Genomic DNA, 11,985 nt, shown 5'->3' on the forward strand with positions numbered 1-11,985 from the left:
GAAAAGGTGATCGATCAGGCCGTTTGCTGTTCGTGCAGCTGCGCATCCAGTTGTTCCAGCGTGGTGTATTGCGTGATGTTCAACTGCTCTGGATCGATCGAGCCGTACAGCTGTTCGCAAAACACGATCAGTTCCACCACGTTGAGCGAATCGATGCCGAGTTCGCCCAGTCCGACATTGCTCTCGACGGCTTCGATATTGAGGATCTTGGCAGCTTCTTTGCGCAGCAGTTCCAGGGTGTTGATGGCTGTTGTCATTGTATTTCTCCTAGGGATGGGGATGTCAGGCTGTTGGATGAGTGATTGGTGCGGCTACTGCCTTGCTGACGCGCATGCTTGCGCGCAATTCGTGGTAACAACGGTATGAGCTTCCCTCCATTTTCGTGAATGCCAAAAGATCGCGCTGATCGGAAAAATGCTTGACGGCGCCGCGGCTGACCAGATGCAGCAGCAACTCGTTGGAGGCGAATTTCAGCGCCAGCACGCGCTGCACGTCTTCGCTGTCGTAGCGGCCGGACTGGGTCTTGGCGCGGGCGGCAGCGGCAATGAAGTCGCGCGCCGCGTGTTCTTCCGCGGTCAGTTCGACCCGCCCTTGCGCTGCCAGCCATTCGACGTGCGCCATCAGCGCGCGCACCAGGAATGGCCGCACCGTGGTCAGGTATTTGTTGAGCACCGCCGGGCCGCCGACTTTCAGGCGGTCGCCTTGGGCCACCTGGACGGTGCCCTTGACATTGCCTAGCTGGACCACGCCGTCGAGGAAGGAATCGCCGCAGGCCGTGCGTTTGAGGGTTTCATATTGCTCGGGCCAGACCAGGTAGGCGGATGGAAAGAAGGCGCCAGGCGTACGGGCCGCCACGATCGCCATGCCATCCAGGTTGGCGTACATGCCCCAGACCTTGTCGATATGCAGCTTGAAGCCGTCGCCTTCCGGCTGCGCCACGGTGCGCCAGCTGCCTAATGTCGGGCCGCCGCCGTCGCTCATCAGGAAGCGCAGGTTGTTGCCGCTGTCGATGCAGGCGCAGGCGCGGTCGTACTGGTCGGGCGTAAGGAACAGTGAAAACAGGATGCGCGCAAAGGTCCGCATGAAGGGCTTGTAGTGCGGCGCCAGGCCCTCCTGGTGAATCATCTCCAGGATGCTTTCGCTCATGGCGTGTTCCTGATGCGCCAGCGCTACCGAAGGGCGGCCGATTTCTTCGCTGCGCTCGTAGTTGTGCGGCGTCTGCGAAATCAGCATGTCGGAATCCAGTAGCCGCACCGAAGCGCGCGAAATGATCTGGATCAGCTGCCGCGGCAACTCGCCGTAGGCGGATAAGCGATGCAGGACCGGTTGCGCGGTGACTAACAGCAGGGAATTCAGTGAAAACGAATGTGTTGGTGGATTTGCTGGTGAATTTAGGTGATTAGGTGTCGCACTAACTTCAACTTCCTGAGCCAAGGTTTGCATGTCGCGATGATCCAATTCCAGGTTAATAAAATGCAGGGAAGATGCGGGGGCTCAGATTGCCACTGTTGTCGGTTTGGCCTCGCTATCGGCGCCGGCATCGTCTGTGTCTTGACCGCCGTCTTTGCTATCGTCCTGCAGAGTTTTTTTTATATAGATGTCGCGGCATTTCAGGCGCTGCAGCTTACCGCTGGTGGTGCGCGGCAGGCTGCCGGAGGCGACGAATTCGATGGCGTGGGCGCCGAAGCCGAACTTGTCGCGCAGGGAGGCTTGCAGCTCTGCGCGCAGCGCGGCTTGCGCTTCCGTCTTTTCATGTTCGATCATCACCACCAGGTTTTCGGTGCCCTGGGTTTCATCGTAGACGCCGATGGCGGCGATGGCGTTGCCGCCGTTCTCCAGTAGCGGATGGGCGGCGATCACGTCCTCGACTTCGTGCGGAAAATAATTGCTGCCGCGGATGATGATGATTTCCTTCTTGCGGCCCAGCACATACAGGTGTTCATCCACCGTGTAGCCGAGATCGCCGGTGGCGAACCAGTCGCCGCTTTGATAATGCTCGACCTGGCCCTCGCTCGGCAGGTAGCCGGACATGATGGAAGAGCCGCGGATATAGATTTCGCCGACTTCGCGTTTCCGGGCGTTGCTGTCGGGGCCGCTGCGGATGGCGACCTGCATGCCGGGAATCGGCTTGCCCATGGACAGCACGGTTTCCGCCAGGCGCGTGGCGCCGTCAACCGGACGCGCCAGCGAATGTTCGATCAGCGCGCCGGAGTCGATGCGGTCAGGCATTACGTAGGTCAGCGCAGCGGCGTCGTAAGCTGCGGTGGCGTCATGCATGGTGACCGCCAGCGTCGACTCGGCCATGCCATAGCATGGCTGCAGCGCCGAACGGGACAGGCCATGCGGCGCAAACTTCTGCGCAAAGTCGCGCAGGCATGTCTCATCCACCCGTTCGGCGCCGATGAAGATATTGCGCAGCTTGCTGAGATCGACATCTTTCATCGATGCTTCGCGGTAGCGGCGGATGCAGTACTGCAGGCCGAAGGTCGGCGCCGCGGTAGTGGTAGTGCCGAACTGCGACATGCGCTTGAGCCAGCCGAGCGGATTGCGGATGAAGCTGCTGGGCTGCATCAGCAACAGCGGCGACTGGTAATACAGATTCGACAGCAGCGTCACCAGCCCCATGTCGTGATAGAGCGGCAGCCAGGAAGCGGAAGCATCGCCACGCTCGGCGTCGTAACCGACCGAGCCGCCGATGCCGAGCACATTGTCGATCACGTTGCGATGGCTCAGGATCACGGCTTTTGGCCGGCCGGTGGAGCCGGAAGTCAGTTGCACATGGTGGCCGCCGTCGGCGCCACGGCGTTCCACCCGCAGCGGATAGCCGGCAGTTGCAGCGGCATTCAGGTCGGCGATGGAAGCCACGCGGGTGCCGGTGGCGGCGAGCAGGTTCTGCAATGACGCGGCGTTGCTGTCGGCGGCAATCAGCAAGCGCGGCGAAAACAGCTGGCAAGCGATGTAGATCTGGTTGCGCGGCGAGTCCGCCATCAGACGGCCGGGCAGCGGCACCGTGCATGGCAGGGCACCGGCCAGCACGCAAGCTGTCAGAAGTAACAGGTGGTCAATCGATGCCGGCAGGGCGAGAATCACCAGGTCGTTGCTGCGCACGCCAAGCCCGACCAGCGCGGAAGAGGTCGCCAGCGCTTGTTGCGCCAGCGTTGCATAGGAAATGCTTTTCTCTTCGCCGCTCTCTTCGATGACGGTGATCTGCCGCTCTGCGCCTTGCTGTGGATGCTCTACAGCAGACAGAATGGCGTCGACCATTGATTCCAGTTTCATCAATTTCCGATCTCCTGCAAGTCAGTGAATTTCGCAAGCGAATTGCTGCCGCCAGAACGCAAAAAAATTGAATATACAGTTATAAACAGACAGGTCTGTATACTCAATTTGAAAAGATCATATGGCAGTTATTTCTGTATGTAAACAGAATTAGCGGAGTTTTTTGTAACGTAGTTTCAAAAAAGTGCGCGCCCAGAATGAAAGTACAGTGCGCGTCAAAGATTGAATTTCGATATGAAAAAAATCGGATAGCTGCTGTTTTCTTGCCGAGGTCGACCTATTAGGCGCTGTGGCCAGACCGCCGGAATGCTAAAATCCTGATTAAAATCATAAGCTTGCAGAAAGCAGCCGGAGGCGTGGGAAAATACGCTGTTGCGGCGGCCCAACTTATGGTCGAATAGCGGGCTGTAGAGACGGTTTCTACCCGAATTTTCCGGAGTCGCATGGCTGCCGGTTTGTGTAGATTTTAATAATTTTTAGCGATTAGACAGGAGATAGCATGAGTCAGGTGAAATATACGGTTGAGCATGAGTGGCTGCGCGTTGAAGCCGATGGCGTGGTAACGGTCGGCATCACCGACTTCGCGCAAGGTCATCTGGGCGACCTGGTGTTCGTGCAATTACCCGAAGTCGGCGCCAAACTCGCCAAGGGCGACGAAGCCGCGGTGATTGAATCGGTCAAGGCTGCCAGTGAAATCATGATGCCGGTCGCCGGTACAGTCACCGAGATCAACGAGGCGCTGGCCGATGCGCCGGAAACGATCAATGAAGATCCAATGAACGCCGGCTGGTTCTTCAAGATGAAAGTGGACGATGCGGCTGAATTGAACAGTCTGATGGATGAAGCGGCTTATGCTGCCATGATCAAGGGCTAGGCTTAAGCACCGCGCAATTTTACTGTTCACACACGAAGGAAAAGCATCCATGACACAATCACGGCCTGCTCTTGAAGATCTGGCGCAACACGCCGATTTCATTGAACGTCACATCGGTCCGGATCACACCCAGCAAAAGGCCATGCTGACTGCACTCGGTTTCGATTCTATCGAAGCACTGATACATAAGGTAGTACCCGGCTCTATCCTGGAAAAACAAGCGCTCAATCTCGGCGAACCGCGTAGCGAAGCCGAAACGCTGGCGGCATTGCGCCAGATCGCAAGCAAGAACCAGCTGTTCAAGTCGCACATCGGCATGGGCTACTACAACTGCCATACGCCGACCGTCATCCTGCGCAACCTGCTGGAAAATCCGGCGTGGTATACAGCATATACGCCTTACCAGCCTGAGATATCGCAGGGCCGGCTGGAAGCGCTGCTGAATTTCCAGACCATGATTACCGACCTGACCGACATGGAAATCGCCAATGCGTCCCTGCTGGACGAGGCGACCGCGGCGGCGGAGGCCATGACTTTCTGCCAGCGCCTGTCCAAAAGCAAGAGCAACGTTTTCTTCGTGTCGCAAGACTGCTATCCGCAAACCATCGACGTGCTGCGCACCCGCGCCGCGCCGATCGGCGTCGAGGTGGTGGTCGGCGATCACAATAAAGACCTGGAGCGGCTGGACTGCTTCGGCGTGCTGCTGCAATACCCGACTCTGAGCGGCGAGATCCACGACTATGCCGAGACCGCGCGCGTGGCGCATGGCAAGCAAGCGCTGGTGGTGGTCGCGGCCGACCTGCTGGCATTGACTTTGTTGACGCCGCCGGGAGAATTCGGCGCCGACGTCGTCATCGGCAGCGCCCAGCGTTTCGGCGTACCGCTTGGCTACGGCGGTCCGCACGCAGCGTATTTCGCTACCCTCGATGCGCACAAGCGGGTCATGCCTGGACGGCTGGTCGGCGTTTCCATCGACAGCCGCGGCGAACCGGCTTACCGCCTGGCGATGCAGACCCGCGAGCAGCATATCCGCCGTGAAAAAGCCACCAGCAATGTCTGCACCGCGCAAGTGCTGCTGGCGAATATCGCCAGCATGTATGCGGTATACCACGGCCCGCAGGGACTGAAGACGATCGCCCAGCGCGTGCACCGGCTGACCGCGATCCTGGCGGAAGGCCTGCGCCAGCTGCACCATGCCGTGCCGACCGCCAGCTTCTTCGATACCGTCACCGTGCATACCGGCGGCCACACCCAGGATATCCACGCGGCGGCGCGCAGCCAGATGATCAACCTGCGTCCTATCGACGACGGCAGCATCGGCATCGCGCTGGATGAAACCAGCACGCGCGCCGATGTCGAAGCGCTGTGGAGCATCTTTGCCGTCGGCAAAGCGCTGCCGGCGTTCGATACGCTGGAAGCTGAAGCGGCGGAACGCATCCCGGCCGCGCTGGCGCGCAGCAGCGCCTATCTGACGCATCCGGTATTCAATAGCCATCACTCGGAAACCCAGATGCTGCGCTATCTGCGCGCACTGGCGGACAAGGACCTGGCGCTGGACCGCAGCATGATACCGCTCGGTTCCTGCACCATGAAGCTCAACGCCACCACCGAAATGATTCCGGTGACCTGGCCTGAGTTCGGTTCGCTGCATCCATTTGCACCGCTCAACCAGGCGCAGGGCTACCAGCAGCTGGTGACCGACCTGGAACAGATGCTGTGCGTCTGCACCGGCTACGATGCGGTATCGCTGCAGCCGAATGCCGGTTCGCAAGGCGAGTACGCCGGCCTGCTGGCGATCCGCGCCTATCATCAGAGCCGCGGCGAAGGCCAGCGCAACATCTGCCTGATCCCGAGTTCGGCCCACGGCACCAATCCTGCCACCGCCCACATGGCCGGCATGCAGGTAGTGGTAGTGCAATGCGATGAACAAGGCAACGTCAACGTCGGCGACCTGCGCGCCAAGGCTGACCAGCACGCCGGCGACCTGGCGGCGCTGATGATCACCTATCCGTCGACCCATGGCGTGTTCGAGGAAGCCATCGGCGAGATCTGCGAAATCGTCCATGCCCACGGCGGCCAGGTGTATATCGACGGCGCCAACATGAACGCCATGGTGGGCTTGTGCGCACCGGGCAAGTTCGGCGGCGACGTTTCGCACCTGAACTTGCACAAGACCTTCTGCATCCCGCATGGCGGCGGCGGTCCGGGCGTCGGCCCGATCGGCGTCAAGAGCCACCTGGCGCCTTTCCTGCCAGGCCATCGCATGCTGGAAAACGGCATCGCGCCGGTATCCGCCGCACCTTGGGGCAGCGCCAGCATCCTGCCGATCACCTGGGCCTACATCACATTGATGGGCGCCAAGGGCTTGCAGCAGGCCAGCGAGATCGCCATCCTTAACGCCAACTACATCGTGCACCGGCTGGCGCCGCATTATCCGATCCTGTACACCGGCAGCAACGGCCTGGTGGCGCATGAAGGCATCATCGACCTGCGGCCGCTGAAGGACAAGACCGGCATCACGGTGGAAGATGTTGCCAAGCGCCTGATCGATTACGGTTTCCATGCCCCGACCATGTCGTTCCCGGTGGCCGGCACCCTGATGATCGAGCCGACCGAAAGCGAATCCAAGGAAGAGCTGGACCGCTTCTGCGACGCCATGATCGCCATCCGGGAAGAAATCCGGGCGGTGGAGAATGGCGACATCCAGGCCGAGCAGACGGCTCTGCGCCATGCGCCGCATACCGCGCAGGACCTGACCGACGAATGGTCGCGCGTCTATTCGCGCGAGCAGGCGGTGTATCCGCTGAAGTCGCTGCGCAAGGACAAGTACTGGCCGCCGGTCGGGCGTATCGATAATGTCTACGGCGACCGCAACCTGGTCTGTTCCTGCCCGCCGATGTCGGACTACGAATAAGAGCGGATGTACCGGTAGGGTGGGCTAGTTTTTTGCCCACGCGTCGCCTGAGCAACTGTGACGATGAGGTTGGGGTCACGCGTGGGCACGGGTGCTCACCCTACAGCTGCCGCTATTTTTTTGCGCACCATGCGCATGTATAAATGAAAGGGACAGATTTCCATGTCTGATACCAGCAGCGCTACAGCTTCGGCGCGCACCGCACTTTACGATCTGCATATCGAACTCGGCGCCAAGATGGTGCCTTTCGCCGGCTACGACATGCCGCTGCAGTACCCGAGCGGCATTCTCAAGGAACACAAGCACGCCCGCGCGCAAGCCGGCCTGTTCGACGTCTCGCACATGGGCCAGCTGCGCCTGAGCGGCCCGGACGCGGCAGCTGCGCTGGAATCGCTGGTGCCGGTCGACATCATCGACCTGCCTGCCAACCGCCAGCGCTACGCCGTGTTCACCAATCCGCAAGGCGGCATCCTGGACGACCTGATGGTCAGCAATGGCGGCGACCATCTGTTCCTGGTGGTGAACGCTGCCTGCAAGCAGCAAGATACCGCGCATCTGCGCCAGCACCTGGCCGGCCGTTGCCAGATCGAGGAGTTGGGCGATCGTTCCCTGCTGGCTTTGCAAGGACCGGCGGCCGCTGCGGTGATGGCGCGCCTGGCGCCGGAAACCGCGCAAATGGTCTTCATGCAAACCGGCAAAGTCACGCTGGCGGGCGCTGAATGTTTCATCAGCCGTTCCGGCTATACCGGCGAAGACGGTTTTGAAATCTCCGTGCCGAATGCGCAGGCGGAAGCGCTGGCGCGCCTGTTGCTGGCGCAAGAGGAAGTGGCGCCCATCGGCCTCGGCGCGCGCGATTCTCTGCGTCTGGAAGCCGGTCTGTGCCTGTACGGGCACGACATGGATGTCTCCACCACGCCAGTCGAGGCTAGCCTGAGCTGGGCCTTGTCCAAGGTGCGGCGTGCCGGCGGCGCACGCGCCGGCGGCTATCCCGGCGCGGCACAGATGGAGCAGCACCTGGCGCAAGGCGTCAGCCGCAAGCGGGTAGGGCTGTTGCCGCTGGAGCGCATGCCGGTACGTGAGGGTGCGGAACTGGTCGATGCCGACGGCAAGGTGATCGGCAAGGTCACCAGCGGCGGCTTCGGGCCGACGCTGGACAAGCCGGTCGCGATGGGCTACGTCGAGACGGCATTCGCCAAGGTCGGCACCCAATTGCATGCACTGGTGCGCGGTAAGGCGGTGCCGGTAGAAGTGGCCGCCATGCCGTTTACGCCGGCGCGCTATTTCCGTGGCTAGTCCTTCAGGTAACACCGACAAGGAATAGGGGGCTCGGTTTAATCTGAGATTGCCTGTTCCTGATTCCGATGCGCTACGGCGGTGCCGCCGTAGCGCGGCGTCTGCAAAGACCAGTCAAGCAAGCCGGATAGCGCGTCTTCCACGCCTCGCAGGTATTGTATTGCGCGGACCTGTTGGGCGGGCGGCAAATGCAGCTGCCTGAATACCTGGGGCAGCTGCTTTTTCGCGTGAAGATAAGCCTCGATGCGGGCCGCCTGCAAATGATGGAGGAAATCCACGGCTTGCCGAATGCTGCCGGACATATGGTGCTGCACCACAATCACGTAATTGTTGGTTTCGCCGTTTGCCGCTTCTTTATCGAAAGAGAGAATGTCATTGGTGATGCAGGCGACGTCGTTGGCGGCATCGCTCAATGCCATGTGTAGGGGGTGGCGTTCAAAAGCTGCCGGCAATTCGATATGATCGGCATAGCCATTGAACAGGAAAACCGTCCGCATGCCGCCGGAGAGCCTACGCAAGGCGACAAAGCTGAACAAGTCCGGAATGCGCCGTTCCATGCGATTCTCGATCTCCTGGAGATTGGAGAGCAAGGCATCGCGCTGCGCCAGCAGAAAGCGCTGTTGCGATCGTGGCGACGCAGCGGCCGCGATGCGTATCCAGAGCGCCGACCATAAGATCGCCATCATGCCGTCTGGTTCAATCCGAGCTTGCGTATCGCCGTGTATCTGGCCGGTGATGCTGCGGACAGTGTCGCGGGCGGAATGGATATCCTGCTTGTCCAGAAAATCATCCAGCATGAAATACCAGGTAAGCCAACAGATCGCCACTTCCAATTCAAGCACTCCGGCGTGCGGGTACATTTTCGCCAGCAGCTCGTCGTAGCGCTCATTGCCTGCCTGCGCCAGCTGGTCCGCGCCGATCAGCCCGGTAGATAGTAGCCATCTGCGGGCGTTGGCGCCAGCAATTGCCTGATGAGGATTGGTGTGCGCGTGGAAGGGGAGGACAAACTCCGGGCGTTCAAAGGTCAACATGGTTATCCTTTGATAAATATTTTCGTATCGGCGCTACTCGATGCGCACTATCCGTGCATTACATACGTTTAATTTCTTAGTGGAATTATTATAAGAGAAAATTGCCTGCTCTGGAGCCTCAGGGACAGGCAAACGGCAGCTGCGGTCTTGCGTCCGAGCTCAGACTGGCACATCGCCCTCAATCGTAGTCCGGTACAAGGTACGGCGCAGGTGCTGCGGCGTGATGGCGGCATAGTGCACGGTGCTGCGGTTGTCCCAGAACACCATGTCATGGGCGCGCCATTGATGGCGGTAGATGTTCTCGGCGCGTATCGTGTGCTGGTGCAGGAAGCGCAGCAGCGCGGCGCTTTCGTCTGCCGGCAGGCCGACGATGCGGGAGGTGAATCCTTCGCTGACGAACAAGGCCTTGCGGCCGCTTTCGGGGTGGACGCGGATCACCGGATGCTCGACTTCCGGCACTTCGTCGATCTGCTTTTGCGTCAGGTCGGCGCGCCAGGGCGACAGCTTTTGCAGGCGCCGGTAACGGTAGACGTAGGAGTGCACGGCGCGGCGCCCCTCCAGCAGCTGCTTGACATCGGCCGGCAGCGTGTCGTAGGCGTCGAACATGTTGGCGAACAAGGTGTCGCCTTGTTCCGCCGGTAATTCTTGCGCATGCAGCAGCGAGCCCAGGCTGGGCCTGGGCATGTAGGACAGGTCGGAATGCCAGTCGGCGCCGGCATCCACCAGGCCGATCGGCTTGCCTTCTTCGATGACATTGGAAACGATCAGGATCTCCGGGTGGCCGGCCAGATGGAAGCGATTCAGCACATGTACTTGCAGCGGACCGAAGCGGCGGCTGAAGGCGATGTGCTGCTCCGGCGTGATGCGCTGTTCGCGAAACACCAGCAGGCCATGCTTGACCAGCGCCATGCGGATGCGCGCCAGATCCAGGCCGGACAGCGGCAGGTTGAGGTCGAGGCCGGTGATTTCGGCGCCCAGCGGGCCGCTCAGCGGCGTGATCTGAAAAGCCTGGGAAGAAATCCCGGGCAAGGCGGCTGGGGCTATGGCGATGGACATGAGATGACTTTGATAACGGAGCGGGTGCATGGTTTTCGCAGGCGGCGCCTGTCAAAAACAACATTACACCCGCTTAAGCCCGGCTGCAGCAAATAATGGATTTGCATATCCATATGTCTTTTGCGGCGCAGGCATCGGCCTGCCGCTAGCGCTTTGCCGCCACCAGCGAAAACACGGCGCCCTGCGGATCGAAGCCTTGCACGATCCAGCTGCCGCCCGGAACCTGGTGCGGCCCCATGATGATCTTGCCGCCGCCTGCGTTAACTCGTTCCACCGCGGCATCGATGGCCTCGACATTGATGTAGTACAGCCAGCAAGGAACCGGCATGTCAGCGGTCTTGGTCATCATGCCGCCGATCGGCGCGCCGCCGGTGGCGAAGGTCTGGTAGACCCCCATCGGCCCCATGTCGATGGCTTCCGCCTTGGTCCAGCCGAACAGGCCGGCATAGAAGGCAAAAGCGCTCCCGAGATCGCCGGCATGCAGCTCATGCCAGCCGATGTGGCCCGGCGCCCCTGGTGTAGCCGGTTCCGGCTGCGGCTCGCTATTGCCTTTGAATAAGAGGAAACCGGCGCCATGAGGATCGGCCGCCACGGCAAAGCGGCCGACGCCGGGAATGTCGCAGGGAGGGCGCCGGATCGCGCCGCCGGCGGCGATCACCCGCGCCGCATAATCATCGACGTCGCTGACCGCGACATAACCCATCCAGCAAGGTTTTGCCCCCCATGGCGCGCGCTTCTTCCGGAACCTCCATGATGCCGCCAACCATGATGTCGCCGGCTGACAATATGGTGTAGGGCGGCCCGCCCATCCCGGCGTCCTGCATCTTCCAGCCGACCACGCTGGCATAAAACGCTTCGGCTGCCTTGGTGTCGCTGGTCATGACCTCGTACCACACGAATCTAGCCTGGTTGGTTGACATTTTGACTGCCTTTCTGGGTGAGTTGGACGAGGCCGCGCTTGCCGATTGAATACCATCCCGGCGGCATGAATCAATGTAGCCGATCAGGCGGCGCGGCGAAAGCTCTGAAAGACAATATGAAGGAAAACTTTGTAGTTTATCTTCGTATGTAGTAAACTATACAGCATGAATCAAGCACACGATCCAGAAAACGCAAGCGCATCGGCCATGGCAGTAGAGCTCAGGGTCTTGCTTGGCCGCCTCAGCCGGCGCCTGCGCGAACAGTCGCACGCGGGAGATTTCACCGGTGCGCAAAAGTCGGTGCTGCTCCGGCTGGAACGCGACGGTCCAGCTACCGTCACCACGCTGGCCAAGGCGGAAGGCGTGCGGCCGCAATCGATGGGCGCCACCGTGGCGGTGCTGGAGGCTGCCGGCCTGGTGGCCGGCGCGGCAGATCCGGCCGACGGCCGGCAAACCATCCTGTCGCTGACGGACGCCTGCCGGGAAATGATCCGGGCCAGCCGGGCAGCAAGAGAAGACTGGCTGTTCCATGCCATCCAGACGAAATTCGCGCCGCACGAACTGGCGCAACTGGCCAGCAGCATCGAATTGCTGCAACGGCTGAGCGACGACTGAACC

11 protein-coding genes are annotated in these 11,985 nt (G+C 60.7%); 4 read left to right on the forward strand and 7 right to left on the reverse strand.

Annotation, left to right across the window (positions count from 1 at the left end):
- Positions 1-14: 14 nt before the first annotated feature.
- The 3 genes from CPter91_RS12060 to CPter91_RS12070 are packed head-to-tail and all read right to left on the reverse strand — an operon-like array spanning position 15 to position 3,279.
- Positions 15-257 carry an acyl carrier protein gene (locus tag CPter91_RS12060; protein WP_061940503.1) on the reverse strand — a complete coding sequence of 81 codons (243 nt, stop codon included), beginning with the start codon at positions 255-257 and terminating at the stop codon, positions 15-17.
- 25 nt (positions 258-282) lie between these two features.
- A complete protein-coding gene (locus CPter91_RS12065; protein WP_150119669.1) occupies positions 283-1,443 on the reverse strand; it encodes a hypothetical protein in 1,161 nt (386 codons plus the stop codon).
- Positions 1,444-1,494: 51 nt separating this feature from the next.
- Positions 1,495-3,279, reverse strand: coding sequence for an AMP-binding protein (locus CPter91_RS12070; protein ID WP_205631677.1), 1,785 nt, complete (start codon positions 3,277-3,279; stop codon positions 1,495-1,497).
- A 499-nt stretch (positions 3,280-3,778) separates the two neighbouring features.
- Between CPter91_RS12070 and gcvH the strand changes: the two genes are divergently transcribed.
- From gcvH to gcvT, 3 genes are all read left to right on the forward strand, one after another.
- The gene (gene gcvH, locus CPter91_RS12075) at positions 3,779-4,153 is read left to right on the forward strand and encodes a glycine cleavage system protein GcvH (protein ID WP_061940507.1); all 375 of its coding nucleotides are present in this window, start codon (positions 3,779-3,781) and stop codon (positions 4,151-4,153) included.
- A gap of 49 nt (positions 4,154-4,202) precedes the next feature.
- Complete coding sequence (gene gcvP / locus CPter91_RS12080) at positions 4,203-7,067, forward strand: aminomethyl-transferring glycine dehydrogenase (RefSeq protein WP_061940509.1); 2,865 nt, start codon at positions 4,203-4,205, stop codon at positions 7,065-7,067.
- Positions 7,068-7,229: 162 nt separating this feature from the next.
- A complete protein-coding gene (gene gcvT / locus CPter91_RS12085; protein ID WP_061940511.1) occupies positions 7,230-8,360 on the forward strand; it encodes a glycine cleavage system aminomethyltransferase GcvT in 1,131 nt (376 codons plus the stop codon).
- A 38-nt stretch (positions 8,361-8,398) separates the two neighbouring features.
- On the opposite strand, the gene CPter91_RS12090 is transcribed toward gcvT, so the two are convergent.
- The 4 genes from CPter91_RS12090 to CPter91_RS27165 form a co-directional block, all read right to left on the reverse strand.
- A complete protein-coding gene (locus CPter91_RS12090; protein WP_061940513.1) occupies positions 8,399-9,391 on the reverse strand; it encodes a terpene synthase family protein in 993 nt (330 codons plus the stop codon).
- 159 nt (positions 9,392-9,550) lie between these two features.
- A complete protein-coding gene (locus CPter91_RS12095) occupies positions 9,551-10,447 on the reverse strand; it encodes a TauD/TfdA dioxygenase family protein (protein ID WP_061940514.1) in 897 nt (298 codons plus the stop codon).
- A gap of 145 nt (positions 10,448-10,592) precedes the next feature.
- Positions 10,593-11,150, reverse strand: coding sequence for a VOC family protein (locus CPter91_RS12100; protein ID WP_205631678.1), 558 nt, complete (start codon positions 11,148-11,150; stop codon positions 10,593-10,595).
- Entirely contained in the window at positions 11,119-11,367 is a 249-nt protein-coding gene (locus CPter91_RS27165) for a VOC family protein (protein WP_205631679.1), read from the reverse strand. Before CPter91_RS27165 ends, CPter91_RS12100 begins: the two co-directional genes overlap by 32 nt.
- A gap of 165 nt (positions 11,368-11,532) precedes the next feature.
- Here CPter91_RS27165 and CPter91_RS12105 point away from each other — a divergent pair, with 165 nt between their 5' ends.
- Positions 11,533-11,982, forward strand: coding sequence for a MarR family winged helix-turn-helix transcriptional regulator (locus CPter91_RS12105; protein ID WP_061940516.1), 450 nt, complete (start codon positions 11,533-11,535; stop codon positions 11,980-11,982).
- Positions 11,983-11,985 lie beyond the last annotated feature (3 nt).

It is taken from the genome of Collimonas pratensis, from assembly GCF_001584185.1.
GTDB lineage: Bacteria > Pseudomonadota > Gammaproteobacteria > Burkholderiales > Burkholderiaceae_D > Collimonas > Collimonas pratensis.